The organism is Burkholderia sp. SR8 (assembly GCF_052851275.1).
This window is the reverse complement of record NZ_JAULUC010000002.1, coordinates 311,417-332,478: the sequence shown is the minus strand read 5'-3', so window position 1 is coordinate 332,478 and position 21,062 is coordinate 311,417. Positions and strand designations below refer to the sequence as shown.

Genomic DNA, 21,062 nt, shown 5'->3' with positions numbered 1-21,062 from the left:
CATAGTTCACATGTTCGGTGAAGAGAATTCGGTTGCCCCTACAGTAGGGCGGTGCGCGCCGTTTGGGGCCGAATTGGCCGTCAGGCCGATCCTGCCGCGGCCGGATCGGCCATTCGGCCGAAGTCGGAATTCCGCGAATCCGTCTACAATCAAAAACGTCCTTGCCGCCCGCGCGTGCTCGTTTGCCGCGCGCGGGCGGATCCGTTTGTCCTCCTGCACAGGGAGGCGCCGCCGCGCGATGCGCGGCGGGCAGTGCAGTGGCTGTGTCCAGTAGGTAAAGCGTCCGCGTGCCGTAGGCCGGCGCGCGTTCTGAACGTCGCGCGCCCGTAAGCCGGGCACGCGGCATCAACCGAGAGTCCCCACCCATGAAAGCATCGGATCTGTTCGTGAAGGCGCTGGAAGCCGAAGGCGTCGAGTACGTGTTCGGCATTCCCGGCGAGGAAAACCTCGATCTGCTCGAATCGCTGCGACGATCGAAGATCAAGCTCGTGCTGACCCGGCACGAGCAGGCCGCCGGTTTCATGGCCGCCACCTACGGCCGTCTGACGGGCCGCACCGGCGTGTGCCTCGCGACGCTCGGGCCCGGTGCGACGAACTTCGTGACGGCCGCCGCGTACGCGCAGCTCGGCGGCATGCCGATGCTGATGATCACCGGCCAGAAGCCGATCAAGTCGAGCAAACAGGGCCACTTCCAGATCGTCGACGTCGTCGACATGATGCAGCCGCTCACGAAGTTCACGCGGCAGATCGTGTCGATCGGCAACATCCCGGCGGCCGTGCGCGAGGCATTCCGGCGCGCGGAGGAGGAGCGTCCGGGCGCCGCGCACCTCGAACTGCCGGAAGACATCGCGCACGAGGAGGGCGACGGCAAGCCGATTCCGCGCAGCTACAGCCGGCGGCCGGTGGCCGAGGAGAAGGCGGTCGCGCACGCGGTCGACGCGATCCAGGCCGCGCGCCATCCGCTGCTGATGATCGGCGCGGGCGGCAACCGCAAGACGACCTGCAAGATGCTGCTCGAATTCGTCGACCGGACGGGCATCCCGTTCTTCACCACGCAGATGGGCAAGGGCGTGATCGACGAAACGCATCCGCTGTGGCTCGGCAACGCGACGCTGTCCGACGGCGACTTCGTGCACCGCGCGATCGAGCATGCCGATTGCATCATCAACGTCGGCCACGACGTGATCGAGAAGCCGCCGTTCTTCATGCGCGCGGACGACAAGACCGTGATCCACGTGAACTTCCTCGGCGCGCAGGTCGATCCCGTCTATTTCCCGCAGATCGAGGTGGTCGGCGACATCGCGAACGCGGTGTGGCAGATGAAGGAAGCGGTGACGCCGCAATCGCACTGGGATTTCGAGCGCTTCAGGATGATCAAGGAGCATTTCGACGCGCATCTGCAGAAGGGCCAGCACGACCCGCGCTTCCCGATGTATCCGGTGCGGATCGTGAACGACCTGTACAACGCGCTGCCGGTCGACGGGATCGTCTGCCTCGACAACGGGATGTACAAGATCTGGTTCGCGCGCTACTGGCGTGCGCACGAACCGAATTCGCTGCTGCTCGACAACGCGCTCGCATCGATGGGCGCCGGGCTGCCGTCGGCGATCGCGACGAAGATCGTGCATCCGCAGCGCAAGGTGATCGCCGTGTGCGGCGACGGCGGTTTCATGATGAATTCGCAGGAGCTCGAAACGGCCGTGCGGCTGAAGCTCGACATCGTCGTGATGATCCTGCGCGACGATGCGTTCGGGATGATCCGCTGGAAGCAGGAAAACATGAACTTCCCCGATTTCGCGATGACGCTGAAGAACCCCGATTTCGTGTCGTATGCGCAGAGCTACGGCGCGCACGGGCATCGCGTCGACGCGGCGGACGATCTCGAGCCGCTGCTGCGCGACTGCTTCGCGACGCCGGGCGTGCACGTGATCGACGTGCCGATCGACTATTCGGACAACGAGCGCGTGCTCAACCGCGAGATCAAGCGCCTGTCGGCGCAACTCTGAATCCGCAGTTCACCGGAAGGAGCGTTCCATGCTGAAGGATACCTATCCGTACTACCTGGCCAACGAGGCCGTCTACGCGAACACCGATCTCGACGTGACCGACAAGTTCAGCGGCAAGATCGCGACGCGGGTCGCGCTGGCCGACGCGAAGGCGATCGATGCGGCCATCGGCGCGGCGGTCGACGCGACGAAGCCGATGCGCGAACTGCCGGCCTACAAGCGGCAGGCGGTGCTCGATCACTGTGTCGCGCGCTTTCGTGAGCGTTTCGACGAGCTGGCCGAGGCGCTGTGCATCGAGGCCGGCAAGCCGATCAACGATTCGAAGGGCGAAGTGACGCGGCTGATCGATACGTTCCGCGTCGCGTCCGAAGAGGCGGTGCGCATCGACGGCGAAGTGATCAATCTCGAGATCTCCGCACGCGCGCAGGGCTACACCGGCTATACGCGGCGCGTGCCGATCGGCCCGTGCTCGTTCATCTCGCCGTTCAATTTCCCGCTGAACCTCGCCGCGCACAAGGTCGCGCCCGCGCTGGCCGCCGGCTGTCCGTTCGTGCTGAAGCCCGCGAGCCGCACGCCGATCGGTGCGCTGATCATCGGCGAGGTGCTCGCGGAAACCGACCTGCCGAAAGGCGCGTTCTCGGTGCTCCCCGCGCATCGCGACGGCGCCGATCTCTTCACGACCGACGAACGCTTCCGGCTGCTGTCGTTCACGGGCTCGCCGGCCGTCGGCTGGGCGCTGAAGGAGAAGGCGGGCAAGAAGAAAGTCGTGCTGGAGCTCGGCGGCAACGCGGCGGCGATCGTCGACGCGGACCAGCGCGATCAGCTCGACTACGTGGTCGACCGTCTCGCGTTCGGCGCGTACTACCAGTCGGGCCAGAGCTGCATCGGCGTGCAGCGGATCCTCGTGCATGCGGACCTGTACGACGCGCTGCGCGACAAGCTGATCGCGAAGACGCGTTCGCTGAAGATGGGCGATCCGAAGGATCCGTCGACGTTCGTCGGCCCGATGATCTCCGAATCCGAATCGCGCCGGCTGTCGGGCTGGATGGATGCGGCGGTCGCGGCGGGCGCGAAGATCGTCGCGGGCGGCCACGTCGACGGCGCGATGTTCGAGGCGACGCTGCTCGAAAACGTCGGCCGCGAACAGGACCTGTACCGCAAGGAGGCGTTCGGCCCGGTCGCGATCCTCGAGAAGTTCGACCGCTTCGACGATGCGCTCGCGCGCGTGAACGACAGCGACTTCGGGCTGCAGGCCGGTGTGTTCACCGATTCGCTCGCGCATGCGCAGCGCGCGTGGGACGAGCTGGAGGTCGGCGGCGTCGTGATCAACGACGTGCCGTCGTTCCGCGTCGACAACATGCCGTACGGCGGCGTGAAGGACTCGGGGCTCGGCCGCGAAGGGATCCGCTACGCGATCGAGGACATGACCGAGCCGCGGCTGATGGTCGTGCGGCGCCGCTAGCGCGACCGCGGGCGGCGCGCTGCGACGGCGGCACGCAGGCGGCGACCGGCGCCTGCGTGCCGTTTTCGTTTCGGCGTACGCACGCGGGCAGCGCGGGGGCGGCGCTGCGTGCCCGGGCGTGATGGCGCCTCGCGTCGCACGTGGCGAACGTGCCGCACGCGCTCGACTGCAAGCCTCGCCTCGTGATGTAATCGCGCGAACCGGCCACCCGGGGTACGACACCGGCTGGCATGCGCATTCATTCTTCACGAGGTCGATTCATGTCCCCCGTCTCGGCATTCAAGCTGATTCTGCTGTCATTCCTCGCGATCGTCGCGCTCGAATGCATCGCCAAGCGGCTGCGCTTGCCGCCCGCGGCCGCGCTGCTGATCGGCGGCATCGGTATCGCGTTCATTCCCGGCCTGCCGCCGGTCAACCTCGACCCGGAACTCGTGCTGCTCGTGTTCCTGCCGCCGCTCTTGATGGACGGTGCGTATTTCACCGTGTGGGAGGAATTCAAGCGCAACGTGGGCGGCATCCTGCTGCTTGCGATCGGTGCGGTGGTGTTCACGACGTTTGCGGTCGGCTTCGCCGTCCACTGGGTCGTGCCGGCGCTGCCGTGGGCCGCGTGCTTCGCGCTCGGCGCGATCGTGTCGCCGCCCGACGCGGTGGCCGCGAAGGCGGTGCTCGAACGCGTCGCGCTGCCGCGCCGGCTGATGGTGCTGCTCGAAGGGGAAAGCCTGTTGAACGATGCGGCCGGCCTCGTGCTGTTCCGCTTCGCGGTGGCTGCCGCGCTGACGGGCGCATTCAGCCTCGAGCACGCGGTCGTGCGCTTCGCTGAACTCGGGCTCGGCGGTGTCGTGGTCGGCTTCGTGGTCGGCAAACTCGTCGTATGGTTCCTGAAGCTGCTCGACGACGACTATCTGGTGATCACCGTCGCGGTGATCGCCGGCTGGATCGCGTACATCGCCGGCGAAATGGTCGAAGTGTCGGGCGTGATCGCGACGGTGACGACCGGCATGATCGTCGGCTGGCACCAGCACGAAGTGTTTTCGGCGGCGGTGCGCACGCGCGGCACCGCATTCTGGCAGGTCATTGTGTTCCTGCTCGAGGCGATGGTGTTCGTGCTGATCGGGCTGTCGCTGCGCGGCGCGATTCATCGGCTCGGCGGCTTCGAGCAGGTGCTCGGCACGATGATGCCGGCGGTGCTGGCGGTGCTCGCCGCCGTGATCGTGTCGCGCTTCGTGTGGGTCTATGCCGTCGAGGGGCTGAAGTGGCCGGTGCGCGGGCTCGTGCGGCGCGGCGGCGCGCCCGACTGGAAGGCCGCGACGATCATGAGCTGGGCCGGGATGCGCGGCGTCGTGACGCTCGCGATCGCGCTGTCGCTGCCGGAGGCGATGCCGGGCCGCGACGTGATCCTGGTCGCGTCGTTCGCCGTGATCCTCGTCACCGTGCTGCTGCAGGGCACGACCATCGGGCCGCTGATCCGGCTGCTGCGCCTGCCGCCGAGCGAAGCGCGCGCCGCGCATCACCTGACCGAGCCGCAGACGTGGGCGCATATCGAGGCGGCGCAGCTCGCGGCGATCCAGCCGCTGGTGCGCGACGAGCGCGGCAACGTGATTCACCCGCGGCTGCTCGAGCAATACACGTATCGCGCGGAGCTGACCGAGCGTGCGAAGGACGAGCCCGAATATCCGGCGGAGATCCGCGTCGCGCACTACGACGTCGTGCTGGCCGCGATCAAGGCCGGCCGCGCGGAATTGTTGCGCCTGCATCGTTCGGGCCGCATTCACGACGAGATGCTGCACATGGTCGAGCGCGATCTCGACCTGCAGGAAGTGTCCGCGCAGCACGCGCGCGGGTAAGCCGCACCCGCGCGCGCACCGGGCGCGGGCCGGTGCGGCGATCGTCCCGGCTACGTTGCCTCGCCGCGATTCCGGCTGTCCGCCGCGGCCTCCGCGCTGCGACCGACGCCCGGGCGCGGCGTCCCCTTTCTCCGTTTCATCTTTCCGATTCCGCCGTAGCGGAATCCGGCCCCGACCCGTTCGACGCACGAGCCTTGCAGCGCATGCAAGCCTCATGCTGCCGGCTTCGCAAACGTTATCGTGTTTCGCGTCCGGAAATGATCTGATTTATCTGAATCCCGCTCTTTCACCATATTTGGCAAAACTAAACCGGAACGAGATAGATGCTGTGTTCTAATTTCATTTAGAATCAGCCGGTTATCTTTATTGAGAGAAAGCGCGCGGAGGTAATGCGACCGTCGTCGGGGGAAAATCGGCGTTCGGATCCCCGCGAGGCAACGCCGACAGGCCAGATCGGCAATCACGGGCGGATTTCTCAACCGCCAAATTAAGATGGCGTCCAAGTCGGATAAACAACTCCTATGAAAGAATCAATTGGAGATTTGGCGTTTGAAACGGTATTTATGAAAGAATCGAGCGGTGAAAATGCGCCGGATTGTCTTGAATCGGGGCTATCGGTTCTGCTCGTCGACGATCAGCCGTTCGTCGGCGAGGTGATTCGCCGCGCGCTGCGCGGCGAGCACGATATCGACCTGCATGTGTGCACCGACGCGCACCGGGCGATGGCGGTCGCGCGCGACGTGAAGCCGACGGTCATCCTGCAGGATCTCGTGATGCCGGACATCGACGGTCTCGACCTCGTTCGCGCATGGCGCGCCGACCCCGACACTGCGCGCGTGCCGATCATCGTGCTGTCGGCGAAGGAGGAGCCGATCGTCAAGCGCGAGGCGTTCATCGCCGGCGCGAACGACTATCTCGTGAAGCTCCCCGACGCGATGGAGCTGACCGCGCGCATCCGCTATCACTCGAATTCGTACCTGATGTCGCGCCAGCGCGACGAAGCGCTGGATTTCCTGTCGCACGACATGCGCTCGCCGCAGACGTCGATCCTCGCGCTGCTCGAGGTCTACCGCACCGAACACGGCGACATGCCGGCGATCATGGAGCGTATCGCCGGCCACGCGCGGCGCGCGCTCGCGCTCGCCGACGGCTTCATCCACCTGACGCGCGCGCAGTCGGAGCGCCGCGCGCACGAGGTCCTGAGCCTGAGCAAGATCGTGCTCGACGCCGTCGACCAGCTGTGGGAGAAGGCGGCCGGCTTCGGCAGCCGCGTCGTGGCCCACGTGCCCGACACCGAATGCGTGACGATGGGCGACCGCATGATGCTCACGCGCGCGGTCGCGAACCTGATCGACAACGCGCTGAAGTACGGGCCGGCCGGCACGGACGTGCACTGCACGCTGAGCGACGATGACGGCGCGTGGCTGATCGGCGTCGAGGATGCCGGCTCGGGCATCGCGCCCGAGCAGCGCACGGCCGCGACCGAGTCGTTCGTGCGGCTGGAATCCGCGCATGGCGCGGCGCGCAGCGGCTTCGGCCTCGGGCTGGCGTTCGTCCGTGCGACGGCCGCGCGGCATCGCGGCCAGATCCTGATGCGCAATACGGCGCGCGGCTTCATGGTCGCGCTGCGGTTGCCGGCGCAGGCGGAGCGGTGATTGCGCGGCGCGGCCTGCCGGTGCCGCGCTGCCCGACAGACCCCGATGCGCTCGTGGCGTGCCGTGCGGCGCGCAGGCGGGCGCGGATTTTTTCAACGCTGAATTTAGAAAGCCCATAACGAACATGGCCACCGTGACGCCTCGCGCGACCAATGAAAGCCTGCATCCGACGATCGGCGGCGCCGCCCGGCTGACGCTCGGCAACCGCATTCTGCTCAGCTTCGGCGTGCTGTTCGTGCTGATGCTGGTGACCGCCGGCGTGTCCTACGAGCGCCTGCGCGCGATCAACGCCGAAGCCGTCAGCATCGAGCGCGATTCGCTGCCCGGCGTCTATCTCGCGGCGTCGCTGCGCGGCGCGGTCAACGAATCGTTCACGATGCTGCAGCAGGCGACCTTCGTCGACAGCGATCCCGAGGCCGTGCAGCGCGATCTCGCGAAGATCGGCGACGCGGTGAAGGACGTCGAGTCGCTGTCGGTCGATTACCAGAACACGACGTTCCGCGACGACGACCGTCAGCGCTTCGCGACGTTTCGCGCGTCGTTCGATCGCTACCTGCCGCTGCTGAACGACGCCGTGCAGAAACATCGCGTGTCGCACGAAGAGGCCGTCTCCGCGTACGCGAAGGTGCAGCTGGCGTGGGTCGAGGTCGTGCGCAACGCGAATACGCTGGTGCAGGAAAACCGCAAGTTCGCCGACCAGTCCGCGAAGCTGATCCGCGAGTCGGTGCAGGACACCGAGATCGTGCTCGCCGCCGCGCTCGGCATCGTGCTGCTGTCCGCGCTCGCGCTCGGCTACGGGCTGTTCCGCGCGGTCACCGTGCCGATGGCGCGGCTCGTCGAGGTGCACGACGTGATGCGCACCGGCAACCTGACGCGCCGCCTCGACTTGCGCCGCCGCGACGAGTTCGGCACGCTGGAGACGGGCTTCAACCGGATGGCCGACGAACTGACCGAACTGGTCGCGCGTGCGCAGCAGTCGTCGCTGCAGGTGACGACGTCGGTCGCCGAGATCGCCGCGACGTCGCGCGAGCAGCAGGCGACCGCCAACGAGACCGCGGCGACGACGACCGAGATCGGCGCGACGTCCCGCGAGATCTTCGCGACGTCGCGCGACCTGCTGCGCACGATGAACGAGGTGGCCGGCGTGGCTGAACAGTCGGCGACGCTCGCGGGCGTGAGCCAGAGCGGCCTCACGCGAATGGGCGAGACGATGCGCAGCGTGATGGACGCGGCCGGTTCGGTGAACGCGAAGCTCGCGATCCTCAACGAGAAGGCGCTGAACATCAACCAGGTCGTCGCGACGATCACCAAGGTGGCCGACCAGACCAACCTGCTGTCGCTGAACGCGGCGATCGAGGCCGAGAAAGCCGGCGAATACGGCCGCGGCTTCGCGGTCGTCGCGACCGAGATCCGCCGCCTGGCCGACCAGACGGCGGTAGCGACCTACGACATCGAGCAGACGGTGAAGGAGATCCAGTCGGCCGTGTCGGCGGGCGTGATGGGAATGGACAAGTTCTCCGAGGAAGTGCGCCGCGGGATGCTCGACGTGCAGCAGGTCGGCGGCCAGCTGTCGCAGATCATCGCCGAGGTGCAGACGCTCGCGCCGCGCTTCCAGATGGTCAACGAAGGGATGCAGACGCAGGCGAACGGCGCCGAGCAGATCACGCAGGCGCTGTCGCAGTTGTCGGAGGCCGCGCAGCAGACGGCCGAATCGCTGCGGCAGTCGTCGCAGGCGATCGACGACCTGACGCTCGTCGCGAACCAGTTGCGCACCAGCGTGTCGCGCTTCAAGGTCGACGCGTGACGCGCGCCGAGTCGCACGGCGGCGCGCACGCGCTGTTCCTGATGTTCGAGCTCGACGGCGAGCGCTATGCGCTCGACGCGGCCGACATCGACGAGGTGCTGCCGCTCGCGGCCGCCAAGGCCGTGCCCGGCGCGCCCGAATGGATCGCCGGGCTGCTGATGCGCGGCGGTCAGCCGGTGCCCGTGATCGACGTGCCGATGCTGGCGCTCGGGCGGCGCGCGCATGCGCTGCGTTCCACGCGGCTGGTGATGGTTCGCTACCGCGTCGAGCAGTTCGAGCGCGAACGCGTGATCGGCCTGATCGTCGAGCGCGCGACGCAGACGCTGCGGATCGACCGCACGGCGTTCCGCGCGAGCGGCATCTCGACCGCGCGCACGCGCTGGCTCGGGCGCGTCGCGAACACGCCGGACGGGATCGTGCAGCAGGTGTCCGTGTCCGACCTGATCGGCGACGTGGCGCGCCTGTATCTGTTCGACGGCTTGCCGGGCCACGGAGGGGAGTTCGCATGAGAGCGTCCGATTCGCGATTTCGAGGCTGGCTGCTGCGCGAAACCGGCATCGATCCCGATTCGCTCGGCAACGATTTCCTGCTGCGTGCGCTGACGGAGCGCGTGCACGCGCTGCAGGGCGACGGCGAGCGGCTGCCGTCGGCCGCGCGCGCGCCCGTCACGCCGGAAGCGCTCGATGCGTACTGGCAGCAGCTCAACGCGTCGGCGGACGAGCGGCGCGCGCTGATCGAGCTGTTCGTCGTGCCGGAAACGTGGTTCTTCCGCGATCGCGAGGCGTTCGCGACGCTCGCGCGGCTCGCGGCCGAGCGGCTTGCGGCGGCGCCCGCGCGCGTGATCCGCGTGCTGAGCGCGCCTTGCTCGACCGGCGAGGAACCGTATTCGGCGGCGATGGCGCTGCTCGACGCCGGGCTCGATCCGGCCAGCTTCACGATCGACGCGATGGACCTGAGCGCGCGTGCGGTCGAACACGCGCGGCTCGGCTGCTATGGGCGCAATGCATTTCGCGGCACCGCGACCGAATTCCGCAGCCGCTACTTCACGCCCGTCGCGGACGGCTGGCTGCTCGACGAACGCGTGCGCGCATGCGTGCAGTTTCGCCAGGCGAACCTGGTCGAACCGGCGGCCGACACGGGCGTCCGCTACGACTTCGTGTTCTGCCGCAACGTGCTGATCTATTTCGACCGCGACGCGCAGGACCGCGTGATCGGTTCGCTGGAAAGCCGACTCGTCGACGACGGTGTGCTGTTCGTCGGTCCCGCCGAAACGGGCGTCGCGATGCGTCACGGGATGCGCTCGGCGCGCGTGCCGCTCGCCTTCGCGTTCCATCGTGCGCACGGCGGCGCCGTGGACGGTTACGCGGCCCGGCATGCAGCGCCGATGGCTGCGCTCGCGCCATACCGGCGCGCGGAGCGTTTCGCGGTCGCGCCGCCGGTTCAGACACGGCCGCCGCTGGCCGTGCCGCCGGCGTGGACCGGCGCCGCACCGTCGCTCGGCGCGCTCGCGCCGGCCGAGCGTGCGACGGCGCCCGAGCCGCCGGCCGACTTGCGCGGCGACGCGCCGCTCGATGCGCTCGATGCCGGCAACGCGGCGCATGCGGCCGACGCGCCTGCGGCGCCCGTTGCCGACAGCGCCGCACCGACGCTCGAGGAAGCGCAGGCGCTCGCGAACGCGGGCGCGTTCGACGAGGCCGAGCGCGTGCTCGCCCGGTTCTCCGCGCATGCTGGGCCGCACGCGGACGCGTTCTACCTGAACGGGCTGATCGCGGACGCGCGCGGGCGCGCCGCGGAAGCGGGCGATTTCTACCGGAAGGCGCTGTATCTGCGGCCGACGCATCACGAAGCGCTGACGCATCTCGCGACGTTGCTGGACGTCGGCGGCGACGGCGCCGGTGCGCAATGGCTGCTCGAGCGTGCGCGGCGCTCGGCCGGATGATGAGAATACGGGTTGGGAGCCGAGATCGGGATGACCGAGGAAAGAATGAACCGCGACGCCGTCGCCACTGACGACACGACGATCGGCGTCGACGACTGCTGGAACCGGATCGGCACGCGTGGCGACCGTTCGTGCGAGCGGCTGGCCGACTGCCTGCGCTGCCTGAACTGCCCGGTCTACGCGTATCACGCGGCGAAGCTGCTCGAGCGTCCGCTCGACGCGGCCGAGATGGCCGACGCCACGCAGCGGATCGGCGCGGTCGACGCGCCGCGCGCGCACGCCGACGACGATACGCGCCAGGCGGCGCTGGCGTTTCGCGTCGCCGACGAATGGCTCGCGCTGCCGATCGGCGTGCTGCGCGAGATCGCCGGCACGCGCCCGATCCATTCGCTGCCGCATCGCCGTCATTCGGCCGTGCGTGGCGTGGTCAACATTCGCGGCACGCTGCGCATCGCGATCTCGATCGGCGCGTTGCTCGGCCTCGGCGCGGGCAACGGCAGCGGACGCACCGCCGACGGCCGTTTCACGCGGCTGCTGGTCGCCGCGCACCAGGGCGAGCCGGTCGTGTTCCCGGTCGACGAAGTCGAGGGCGTGCTGCACTTCGGCGCGTCCGAATGGGTGCCCGTGCCGGCGACGGTCGGGCGCGCGAGCGCCGGGCTGTCGCGCGGCGTGCTGTCGTGGCGCGGCAAGTCGGTCGGCCTGCTCGACGACGACCGGCTGTTCGACGCCGTCACACGGAGCATGCGATGAGCGACGACGATCTCAGTCACCTGTCGCTGCTCGAGTTGTATCGCGAGGAGACGCGCACGCAGACCCAGGCGCTGTCCGAGCGCCTGCTCGCGCTCGAAGCGGGCGAGCCGGACTCCGCCGCGCTCGAGGCATGCATGCGCGCCGCTCACTCGTTGAAGGGTGCCGCGCGCATCGTCGGCGTGCCGCTCGGCGTCGACATCGCGGGCCGGATGGAAGAATGCTTCGTCGCCGCGCAGGCCGGCACGGTCGTGCTGACGGCCACGCACGTCGACGTGCTGCTCGCCGGCGTCGACCTGCTGGTGCGCGTTGCCGATCCGCAGGCCCAGCCCGTGTCGCCTGCCGAGATCGACGCGTTCGCGCTGGCGCTGACGGGCGCCGACGGTACACACGCGATGCCGGCGCCGGCGTTCGCGCCGCCGCCGGCGCCGCCGTCCGTCGTGCCGTTTCGCGAGCTCGATGGCGCCGCGAACGAACCCGTGGGGACCGGCGCCGCGGTGCCTCCGCTCGCGGTGTCGGCGGCCGTGCCGGATCCGGTTCAGGCCGGCCGCGCGGCCGGTGCGGGCGCGATGCGCCGCGTGCGCGCCGATACGCTGAACCGGCTGCTGAGCCTGTCCGGCGAATCGCTCGTCGAGTCGCGCTGGCTGAAGCCGTTCGCCGAATCGATGCTGCGCGTGAAGCGTGCGCAGCGCGATGCGGCCCGCTCACTCGATCTGTTGTACGAACAGTTCGCCGACGAGCTCGACGCCGGCGTGCTCGCGTCGGTGAACGAAGTGCGGCACATGCTGAACGACCTGCAGCGTTCGCTCGCCGAGCGCATGGACGAATTCGACCGCTTCGAGCGGCGCAGCACGCATATCGCCGAGCAGCTGTACGACGAGGCGCTGCAGTGCCGGATGCGGCCGTTCGGCGACGCGACGCGCGCGTATCCGCGCATCGTCCGCGATCTCGCGCGCTCGCTCGGCAAGCAGGTGCGCTTTTCGATCGTCGGCGAAGGCACGCAGGTCGATCGCGACATCCTCGACCTGCTCGACGCGCCGCTCGGCCATCTGCTGCGCAACGCGATCGACCATGGCGTCGAGTCGCCCGATGCGCGCCGCGCACGCGGCAAGCCGGCCGAGGCGAGCGTGACGCTCGAGGCGCGTCACAGCGCCGGCTCGCTGCTCGTCAGCGTGATCGACGACGGGCCGGGCGTCGACATGGACGCATTGCGCGCGGCCGTCGTGCGCCAGCGGCTGACCGACGACGAAACGGCCGCGCGCCTGTCCGATCCCGAGCTGCTCGAATTCCTGCTGCTGCCGGGCTTCTCGATGCGCGACGCGGTGACCGACGTGTCGGGGCGCGGCGTCGGCCTCGACGCGGTGCAGGAGATGGTGCGCGGCGTGCGCGGCGCGGTGCGCATCTTCAACGAGCCGGGCGCGGGCATGCGTTTCGTGCTGCAGCTGCCGCTGACGCTGTCGGTGATCCGCAGCCTGCTGGTCGAGGTCGGCGGCGAGCCGTACGCGTTCCCGCTCGCGCACGTGCGCCGCACGCTGGAACTCGCGCACGACGACATCGACGTGCTCGAAGGCCAGCCGCATTTTCCGTTCGACGGCCGGCGCGCGGGCCTCGTCGCCGCGCATCAGCTGCTCGACGCGGGCGAGCCCGACGTCGCACGCGCGAGCACGGCGGTCGTGGTCGTCGGCGGCGAGCCCGAACTGTACGGCATCGCCGTCGACCGCTTCCTCGGCGAGCGGATGCTCGTCGTGCAGCCGCTCGACAGCCGCCTGAACAAGATCCAGAACATCGCGGCCGGCGCGTTGCTCGAGAACGGCGACCCGGTGCTGATCGTCGACGTCGAGGACCTGATCCGCTCCGTCGACAAGCTCGTGCGCGGCGGCCAGCTCGCGAAGCTCACGCGCGATCCGCAGCTCGCGCTCGGCGACCGCCGCCGCCGCGTGCTGGTCGTCGACGATTCGCTGACGGTGCGCGAGCTCGAACGCAAGCTGCTGGAGAAGCGCGGCTACGACGTGACCGTCGCCGTCGACGGGATGGACGGCTGGAATGCGGTGCGCAGCGACGCGTTCGATCTCGTCGTGACCGACGTCGACATGCCGCGCATGGATGGCATCGAACTCGTCACGCTGATCAAGAACGACCCGATGCTCAAGCGCGTGCCGGTGATGATCGTGTCGTACAAGGATCGCGACGAGGATCGCCGGCGCGGGCTCGATGCCGGCGCCGACTACTACCTCGCGAAGAGCAGCTTCCACGACGAGGCGCTGCTCGACGCGGTGCACGACCTGATCGGGGATGCGCGCGGATGAACATCGGCATCGTCAACGATCTGCCGCTTGCCGTCGAGGCGCTGCGCCGCGTGATCGCGCTGCGTACCGATCACCGCGTGCTGTGGGTGGCGACCGATGGCGACGAGGCCGTGGACTTCTGCGTTGCGCATCCGCCCGATCTCGTGCTGATGGATCTCGTGATGCCGAAGCTCGACGGCGTGGCCGCGACGCGGCAGATCATGGCGCGTGCGCCGTGCGCGATCCTGATCGTGACCGCGAGCGTCAGCGCGAACACGTCGTCCGTCTACGAGGCGATGGGCGCCGGCGCGCTCGATGCGGTCGACACGCCGACGCTCGCGCTCGGCCTGCCGTCGGATGCGGCGCCGCAGCCGCTGCTCGCGAAGATCGACCAGATCGGCCGCTTGCTCGAAAGCAGGACCGCGCCGCTCGTGCCGCCGGGGCCCGCGCCCGCGCGCGGCCAGCCGACGCTGATCGCGATCGGCGCGTCGGCCGGCGGCCCGACCGCGCTCACCGCGCTGCTGCGCGCGCTGCCGGCGGATTTTCCGGCCGCGCTCGTGATCGTGCAGCACGTCGACCAGGCGTTCGCACTCGGGATGGCGGAGTGGCTCGACGGCTATACGCGGCTGCCCGTGCGCGTCGCGCGGCAGGGCAGCGTGCCGCAGGCGGGCGAGGTGCTGCTCGCGGCGACCAACGATCACCTGTGCCTGTCGCCGCGCGGCGTGCTCGGCTATACGCGGCATCCGGCCGAGACGCCGTACCGGCCGTCGATCGACGTGTTCTTCAACAGCGTCGCCGACGGCTGGCAGGGCGACGCGCTCGGCGTGCTGCTGACCGGGATGGGGCGCGACGGTGCGCTCGGGCTGAAGGCGATGCGCGCGAAGGGCTGCTACACGATCGCGCAGGACCAGGCGACCAGCGCCGTGTACGGGATGCCGAAGGCGGCCGCGGCGATCGGTGCGGCGTCGGCGATCCTGCCGCTCGAGCGGATCGCGCCGCAGCTGATCGCGCGCGTGACGCGCGTGCCGCCCGACTGACGGCGGGCCGCATTGCGCGCGCAGCGCGGCGTCGCGTACAATTGCCGCCTGCGGAGATGGCATGCCTCCCTGCGGTCGAATCCGTCGCGTTGCGCACGCGGTTCGGCCCTCAACCGCCGGTTTGCCCGGCTGATGATGCCTGCGTGTTCCTGGGTCGTCAGGAGGTCGCAGGCCGTCCATGCGGTGTTCTGCCGCCCAGGTTTCGATGTTCCGTCGAATCTGGAAACCATGTTTTTCTCGACTTCTGCCGATATTTTCGCGACCGTGCGCTACGTGTGCCGCTGGCTCGCGCTCTCGGCCCTGCTCGGCGCGCTGGCCGGCACGGCTTCCGCGTTGTTCCTGATCGCGCTCGACTGGGCGACCGGCACGCGCATCGCGCATCCGTGGCTGCTGTGGGGGCTGCCGGCCGCCGGCTTCGCGACCGGCTGGGTCTATTACCGGTTCGGCCAGTCGGTCGCGCGCGGCAACAACCTGCTGATCGACGAGATTCACGACCCGAAGGCGCTCGTGCCGAAACGGATGGCGCCGCTCGTGCTCGTCGCGACCGTCGTCACGCACCTGTTCGGCGGGTCGGCCGGCCGGGAGGGCACGGCCGTGCAGATGGGCGGCGCGCTCGCCGATCGCGTCACCCACGTGTTCCGCCTCGATCGCGAGCATCGGCGCGTGCTGCTGATGGGCGGCATCGCGGCCGGGTTCTCGTCGGTGTTCGGCACGCCGCTCGCGGGTGCCGTGTTCGGGCTCGAGGTGCTCGCGATCGGCCGCGTGCGGTACGACGCGCTGTTGACCTGCGTCGCGTCGGCGATCGTCGCGGATGTCGTGTGCCGCGCGTGGGGCGTGCATCACACCGTGTATGCGATTCCGTTCGTGCCGGCCGTGTCGGCGACGGGGCTGGCCGCGACGGTCGTGGCAGGTGCCGCGTTCGGTGTCGCCGGGCGGCTGTTCGCGTTCGCGACGCATGCGCTGACCGCATGGTTCCGGCGCGTCGTGCGCTACGCGCCGCTGCAGCCGGTGCTCGGCGGCGTGCTGGTGGCGGTTGCCGCGACCGTGCTGAACGTGCCGCAGTATCTGGGGCTCGGGATTCCGACGATCGAAGCGGCTTTCCACGGGCCGCTGCCCGTCTACGATTTCGCGGGCAAGTTCGCGTTTACGGTGGTCACGCTCGCGTCGGGATTCAAGGGCGGCGAAGTGACGCCGCTGTTCTACATCGGCGCGACGCTGGGCAACGCGCTTGGCCAGGTGCTCGCGCTGCCGGTGCCGGTACTCGCCGGGCTCGGCTTCGTCGCGGTGTTCGCGGGCGCGGCGAACACGCCGATCGCGTCGACGATCATGGCCATCGAACTGTTCGGCGCCGATGTCGGCGTGTACGCGATCGTGGCGTGCGTGGTCGCGTATCTGTTTTCCGGACACGCGGGGATTTACCGGTCGCAGCGGGTGGCGGTGGGGAAGGGGGCGCGGGTGGAGGCGGAGTGAGGGCGGCGTCCGGAGCGTCCCGCGCCGGGGTGCCGGACGGAAAGCCGGTATCCGGCGATCGCGTGATCGCCGGGTCGAGCGACGTTCGTTACGCCTTCGGCAGCTTCGCGACGTTGCGCGCGAGCAGTTCCTCGATATCGATGCCCTTGTCGGCCAGCAGCGCCGTGACGACGCCGGTCAGTTCGCCGAGCGTTTCCTGGACCGATTCGCGGATCGTATCGACGACCACTTGCGTGCTGCGCTCGATCTCGATGTTCACGTTGTCGTCGACGCCCTTCGCGTCGAAGGTCGTCGCGCGTCGCGTTTCCGGAATCAGCCACACGTCGAACCAGCCTTCTTCGCGATCGACGTCCGATACCGTGAGGCTGCAGCCGTTGATCGCGATATAGCCCTTCGCGAACACGTATCGCCTGAATTCGGCCGGCACGCCGATGCGGATCATCCGGTTGTGTTCGGACGATGCGATGTGCAGGATGGTCCCCATGAAGTCGACGTGGCCGGACAGCGGATGTCCGCCGATTTCCGCGCCGTCCTTCGCGGCGCGTTCGACGTTGACGCGGGCGCCGGTCGTCAGGTTGGCGAGCGTGGTGATGCGCAGGCTCGGCAACATCACGTCGAAGTCGATCAGCACCGGCGAATGGATCGTCGTCACCGTCAGGCAGACGCCGTCGACCGACACGCTCGCACCGATCTCGATGTCGCTGGTGAACCCTGCGGGAAATTCGATGCTGAACGTCCTCAGTTCGCCGTGATCCTCGATGGCCTTGATGACGCCAACACCCTGAACGATGCCTGTAAACATGATCTGCCTTTTGTCGCGAATTGCCTGGCCGGTATGATAAGTGATCCGGGGCGCGACATCGGCCGGTAGCCCTCTGAAAACGTTTCGTTCGCGCGCTTTCAAAAAAGTCGCCATGAGAAACGTTTGCAGCCGGGTTAACTCGTGTATCGGCTCGGTTGCCGGCTGACTACTCTGGTCGTGCGCCCATTGCGGCGTACTGTTAAGAGCTTTGGCCCGCCACGAGCGGGCATTTTTTTGCTCCGTTGAATTCATCGACGAAACGGCGTAACGCAGTCCGACGGCGCCCGCCGCAGGAAGTCACGGTTGAAACGTAAATCAATGTCAATCGCACCGGGGAAGTGTTGTCAGACGATTTTGCGATGCGTTACGATACGCACGTCTCGCGCTTGCGCGTTCAGCCAAACGTTTGCTGGAGGCGCCATTCTAAAATTCCGGGAGCGTGGGCGTATATAGTGTTTCGGCGTCCCGAAAAAAAAGCCCCACCCACATTGCAGTGTGGTGAGGGGCAGGAAGGCATCTGCTCTGGCACGAGGAAGATGCAACGCGAAGTATAGTGGGTGACGTAACGTTGTGAAATAGAGAGATATGGCAAGCGGCATTGCTTGCATTTGCATGTCGAATGCATTTGTAAGTTTTGCGCTGTCGCAATGGTCACCGCTGAAACGCCAGGACGTCCTGCGAAGCCCGCGAAAGCGGGCTTTTTTTTGGTTCGTCGGCGTGCCCTCGATCGGCATCCGGTCACGCTTCGGCGCGCTCGCCGAGCGGGCCGCCCGCATCGCTGCCGACAGCCTGCCGCGAATCGATCAAGCCCTTCGCCAGCTCCAGCGCCTGCCGCTCGAACAGCCGGCGATAGATCCCGCCGTTGATCCGGATCAGCGCATCGTGATTGCCTTCCTCGATCACCTTGCCGCGATCCAGCACGAGCAGGCGATCGAGCGAGCGCACCGTCGACAGCCGGTGCGCGACCACGAGCGTCGTGCGGCCGACCATCAGCCGCTCCATCGCCTGCTGGATCAGCACCTCGCTTTCGCTGTCGAGGCTCGACGTCGCTTCGTCGAGGATCAGGATCGGCGCATCCGCGAGGAACGCGCGCGCGATCGCGACGCGCTGGCGTTCGCCGCCCGACAGCTTGATCCCGCGCTCGCCGACGAGCGTGTCATAACCGTCCGGCAGCGCGGCGATGAAGTCGTGCGCGCTCGCCAGCCGCGCGGCGCGCTCGATCTCCGCACGGCTCGCGTCGGGACGCGCATACGCGATGTTCTCCGCGAGCGTACGGTGGAACAGCACCGGTTCCTGCTGGACGATCGCGATCTGGCTGCGCAGCGAATCCTGCCGCACCTGCGCGATGTCCTGGCCGTCGATCGTGATGCGGCCGCCCGACACGTCGTACAGGCGCTGGATCAGCTTGATGAACGTCGTCTTGCCGGACCCCGAATGGCCGACGAGACCGACGCGCTCGCCGGGCGCGATGCGCATCGAGAAGTCGTCGTACAGCGGCACCGGATGGTTGCCGTAGCGGAACGTCACGTGCTCGAAACGGATCTCGCCCCGGTCGATCCGGATCGCCGGCGCGCCGGGGCGATCGTCGATGCCGAGCGGCTGGCGCTCGAGCGCGACGAGCTCTTCCATGTCGTTGACCGAACGCTGCAGGTTGCGGATGTGCATGCCGACGTCGCGCAGGTAGCCCTGCAGCATGAAGAACATCGTCAGCGAGAACGCGATGTCGCCGACGCTCGCTTCATCGTTCGCCCACAGCCGCAGCGCGACGCCGATCATCGCCGCCTGCATCGCGACGAGCATCGCGCCCTGCAGCCCACCGTTGAACGTGCCGCGCACCCACGTGCGGCGCGTGCGCTGACGCCACTTGCCGATCACGCGCGAGAGCCGCGCTTCCTCGCGTGTTTCCGCGCCGAACGCCTTGACGACCGCGTTGCAGCTGACCGCGTCGGCGAGCGCGCCGCCCATGCGCGTATCCCACATGTTGCCGAGCCGCGCGGCCGGCGCGACGATGCCGAGCGACACGGCGACCGTCACCGAGATGTACAGCAGCGATCCCGCGCCGACGACGAGTCCCATCACCGGCCAGTGCGTGCCGAGCAGCACGGTCGCGCCGACGAGCATCGTGACCGACGGCAGCAGTGCGATCAGCACGGTGTCGTTCAGCAGGTCGAGCGCCCAGATGCCGCGCGTGATCTTGCGCACGGTCGAGCCCGCGAAGCTGTTCGCGTGCCAGTCGGTCGAGAAGCGCTGCACGCGATGGAACGACGCGGCCGCGATCTCGCTCATCATCTTCAGCGTCAGCGTGATGATGTTCAGGTAGACGCCTTGCCGCAGCAGTGTCGCGCCGATGCCGAGCGCGGCCAGCGTGCCGAACGCGGTGACGGCCGCGTGCCACGCGGCGGCGCGGTCGCTCAGGCCCGTCGACAGCGCATCGACGAGACGCCCGGCGAACAGCGGCGTGAGTACGTCGGCGAGCGCGCCGAGCAGCGCCAGTGCCGCGATCGCCGCGATGCGCACCGGCTGCTTGCGCCAGTAGCGGAACGTGAAGCCGAAGACGGCCTGGAATGCCTGGCCGCCCAGATGGGTGGTTTTGCTGGTCATGTATCGTTGCCCGGCGCATCGCGCGACGGGACTTTCCGGTTCGGAGAACGTCGAAAACGCAACAGCCGGCCCGCACGGACGACGCGGACGAAACGAAACGGGCTGTCGGGAAATTGCGCGGGCTGGCCGGTTAGCGGAGCACTCGGGAGCCGGCGCGGACGACGGGCGGAATCAGCCGCGTCGTGGGACCACGTTCGGGAAGGCTGCTGGCATTCGGAACATCTGCACCTCCCTGAAGTGAACGGTTGAAAGGACGCCGAAAAGACGTGCAGGGATTTTATCAGCAGGGGACGATGCGCCGCAATGTCTGACGAATACGGCGTTGCAGCGTCGATACGGTTAGTATTCGAGGTTTCGGCCCTATTTCGTGTGCGTTCCGCGGTGCGGTGCCGCACGGGCCGGCGGCCCGCATCGATTACACTTTGCGGTTGCGCGCCGGCCGCTGCGGCCGCGCAGGTTCACCACGATACATTCCCGAGGAAACGATGAGCGACGTTCAGCAAGGCATCCTGGCTCCGATCGACACGGCGGCCCGATACCTGACTTTCACGATTTCGAACAACACCCGTGTCGCCGCGGCACTGATGGCGTTGCGCGAGCTCGTCGACGGGCGCGGCGCGGTCGCCGGTTTCGGGCACGCGCTGGCCGCGCACCTCGGGCGTCCGGTGCCGGGCCTCACCGAATACCCTGCGTTCGCGGTGAACGATCGCACGCTGCCGATCACGCCGGCCGACGTCTGGGTCTGGCTGCGCGGCGACGATCGCGGCGATCTCGTGCTGCGTTCGCGGGCGATCGAGCGCGCGCTCGCGCCGGCGTTCGCGTTGCAGGACGTGGTCGACGGGTTCCGCTATTCGAACGATCGCGACCTGTCCGGTTACGAGGACGGCACCGAGAACCCGACCGGCGACGACGCGCTCGCCGCGGCGATCGTCGCCGGGCAGGGCGCCGGGCTCGACGGTTCGAGCTTCGTCGCGGTTCAGCAGTGGCTGCACGACTTCGACGAGATGGAGCGCATCGCGTCCGGCGACATGGATCACATCATCGGCCGCCGCCGCTCGGACAACGAGGAACTCGACGATGCGCCCGAGTTCGCGCACGTGAAGCGCACCGCGCAGGAGAGCTTCGAGCCGGAGGCGTTCATGCTGCGCCGTTCGTCGCCGTGGTCCGATGCGCGCCGCGCGGGGCTCTACTTCGTCGCGTTCGGCGCGTCGTTCCGCGCGTTCGACGTGCAGATGCGCCGGATGAGCGGCGCCGACGACGGCATCGTCGATGGCCTGTTCCGCTTCACGCGGCCGCTGACCGGCGCGTATTTCTGGTGCCCGCCGGTGAAGGACGGCAAGCTGGACCTGTCCGCGCTCGGACTGTAAACGCGTCACGCCATCCGGAAACGGGCGGCCCGCGCATCGTGCG

General features: G+C 68.4%; 14 protein-coding genes and 1 riboswitch. Of the genes, 12 read left to right on the top strand and 2 right to left on the bottom strand.

The features are described 5' to 3' along the window. Positions 1–365: 365 nt before the first annotated feature. The 11 genes from Q3A80_RS03750 (at position 366) to Q3A80_RS03700 (ending at position 16,249) form a co-directional block, all read left to right on the top strand. Positions 366–2,006: an acetolactate synthase large subunit gene (locus Q3A80_RS03750; RefSeq protein ID WP_446327721.1), complete on the top strand. Its 1,641-nt coding sequence runs from the start codon at positions 366–368 to the stop codon at positions 2,004–2,006. Between the two features lie 28 nt (positions 2,007–2,034). Continuing rightward, positions 2,035–3,468 carry an aldehyde dehydrogenase family protein gene (locus tag Q3A80_RS03745; protein WP_446327720.1) on the top strand — a complete coding sequence of 478 codons (1,434 nt, stop codon included), beginning with the start codon at positions 2,035–2,037 and terminating at the stop codon, positions 3,466–3,468. Between the two features lie 260 nt (positions 3,469–3,728). Further along, complete coding sequence (locus tag Q3A80_RS03740) at positions 3,729–5,312, top strand: Na+/H+ antiporter (protein WP_446327719.1); 1,584 nt, start codon at positions 3,729–3,731, stop codon at positions 5,310–5,312. A gap of 521 nt (positions 5,313–5,833) precedes the next feature. Then, positions 5,834–6,967, top strand: coding sequence for a hybrid sensor histidine kinase/response regulator (locus Q3A80_RS03735; RefSeq protein WP_446327718.1), 1,134 nt, complete (start codon positions 5,834–5,836; stop codon positions 6,965–6,967). Between the two features lie 124 nt (positions 6,968–7,091). Then, positions 7,092–8,771: a methyl-accepting chemotaxis protein gene (locus tag Q3A80_RS03730; protein WP_446327717.1), complete on the top strand. Its 1,680-nt coding sequence runs from the start codon at positions 7,092–7,094 to the stop codon at positions 8,769–8,771. Beyond that, complete coding sequence (locus Q3A80_RS03725) at positions 8,768–9,280, top strand: chemotaxis protein CheW (RefSeq protein ID WP_446327716.1); 513 nt, start codon at positions 8,768–8,770, stop codon at positions 9,278–9,280. The genes Q3A80_RS03730 and Q3A80_RS03725 overlap by 4 nt, the downstream gene beginning before the upstream one ends. Continuing rightward, positions 9,277–10,710, top strand: a complete 1,434-nt coding sequence (locus Q3A80_RS03720) for a CheR family methyltransferase (RefSeq protein ID WP_446327715.1) — start codon at positions 9,277–9,279, stop codon at positions 10,708–10,710. The genes Q3A80_RS03725 and Q3A80_RS03720 overlap by 4 nt, the downstream gene beginning before the upstream one ends. A gap of 45 nt (positions 10,711–10,755) precedes the next feature. Continuing rightward, positions 10,756–11,460 carry a chemotaxis protein CheW gene (locus Q3A80_RS03715; protein WP_446327813.1) on the top strand — a complete coding sequence of 235 codons (705 nt, stop codon included), beginning with the start codon at positions 10,756–10,758 and terminating at the stop codon, positions 11,458–11,460. Next, entirely contained in the window at positions 11,457–13,763 is a 2,307-nt protein-coding gene (locus Q3A80_RS03710; protein ID WP_446327714.1) for a response regulator, read from the top strand. The genes Q3A80_RS03715 and Q3A80_RS03710 overlap by 4 nt, the downstream gene beginning before the upstream one ends. Further along, on the top strand, positions 13,760–14,779 hold the full coding sequence (gene cheB / locus Q3A80_RS03705; RefSeq protein ID WP_446327713.1) for a chemotaxis-specific protein-glutamate methyltransferase CheB: 1,020 nt from the start codon (positions 13,760–13,762) through the stop codon (positions 14,777–14,779). Before Q3A80_RS03710 ends, cheB begins: the two co-directional genes overlap by 4 nt. 43 nt (positions 14,780–14,822) lie before the next feature. Continuing rightward, positions 14,823–14,928: riboswitch (Fluoride riboswitch) on the top strand. Positions 14,929–15,007: 79 nt separating this feature from the next. Further along, entirely contained in the window at positions 15,008–16,249 is a 1,242-nt protein-coding gene (locus Q3A80_RS03700; RefSeq protein WP_446327712.1) for a voltage-gated chloride channel family protein, read from the top strand. A gap of 88 nt (positions 16,250–16,337) precedes the next feature. Here the strand turns inward: Q3A80_RS03700 and Q3A80_RS03695 are convergent, their stop codons facing one another. After that, positions 16,338–17,051, bottom strand: a complete 714-nt coding sequence (locus tag Q3A80_RS03695; protein WP_446327711.1) for a riboflavin synthase subunit alpha — start codon at positions 17,049–17,051, stop codon at positions 16,338–16,340. Positions 17,052–17,789: 738 nt separating this feature from the next. Then, positions 17,790–19,652, bottom strand: coding sequence for an ABC transporter ATP-binding protein (locus tag Q3A80_RS03690; protein ID WP_446327710.1), 1,863 nt, complete (start codon positions 19,650–19,652; stop codon positions 17,790–17,792). A gap of 485 nt (positions 19,653–20,137) precedes the next feature. On the opposite strand from Q3A80_RS03690, the gene Q3A80_RS03685 reads away from it, so the two are divergent. Next, positions 20,138–21,019 carry a Dyp-type peroxidase gene (locus tag Q3A80_RS03685; RefSeq protein ID WP_446327709.1) on the top strand — a complete coding sequence of 294 codons (882 nt, stop codon included), beginning with the start codon at positions 20,138–20,140 and terminating at the stop codon, positions 21,017–21,019. Positions 21,020–21,062 lie beyond the last annotated feature (43 nt).

Coding starts and splice junctions, on each gene's coding strand:
- Q3A80_RS03750 (WP_446327721.1), top strand. CDS start 366: ATGAAAGCATCGGATCTGTTCGTGAAGGCGCTGGAAGCCGAAGGCGTC.
- Q3A80_RS03745 (WP_446327720.1), top strand. CDS start 2,035: ATGCTGAAGGATACCTATCCGTACTACCTGGCCAACGAGGCCGTCTAC.
- Q3A80_RS03740 (WP_446327719.1), top strand. CDS start 3,729: ATGTCCCCCGTCTCGGCATTCAAGCTGATTCTGCTGTCATTCCTCGCG.
- Q3A80_RS03735 (WP_446327718.1), top strand. CDS start 5,834: ATGAAAGAATCAATTGGAGATTTGGCGTTTGAAACGGTATTTATGAAA.
- Q3A80_RS03730 (WP_446327717.1), top strand. CDS start 7,092: ATGGCCACCGTGACGCCTCGCGCGACCAATGAAAGCCTGCATCCGACG.
- Q3A80_RS03720 (WP_446327715.1), top strand. CDS start 9,277: ATGAGAGCGTCCGATTCGCGATTTCGAGGCTGGCTGCTGCGCGAAACC.
- Q3A80_RS03715 (WP_446327813.1), top strand. CDS start 10,756: ATGAACCGCGACGCCGTCGCCACTGACGACACGACGATCGGCGTCGAC.
- Q3A80_RS03710 (WP_446327714.1), top strand. CDS start 11,457: ATGAGCGACGACGATCTCAGTCACCTGTCGCTGCTCGAGTTGTATCGC.
- cheB (WP_446327713.1), top strand. CDS start 13,760: ATGAACATCGGCATCGTCAACGATCTGCCGCTTGCCGTCGAGGCGCTG.
- Q3A80_RS03700 (WP_446327712.1), top strand. CDS start 15,008: ATGTTTTTCTCGACTTCTGCCGATATTTTCGCGACCGTGCGCTACGTG.
- Q3A80_RS03695 (WP_446327711.1), bottom strand. CDS start 17,051: ATGTTTACAGGCATCGTTCAGGGTGTTGGCGTCATCAAGGCCATCGAG.
- Q3A80_RS03690 (WP_446327710.1), bottom strand. CDS start 19,652: ATGACCAGCAAAACCACCCATCTGGGCGGCCAGGCATTCCAGGCCGTC.
- Q3A80_RS03685 (WP_446327709.1), top strand. CDS start 20,138: ATGAGCGACGTTCAGCAAGGCATCCTGGCTCCGATCGACACGGCGGCC.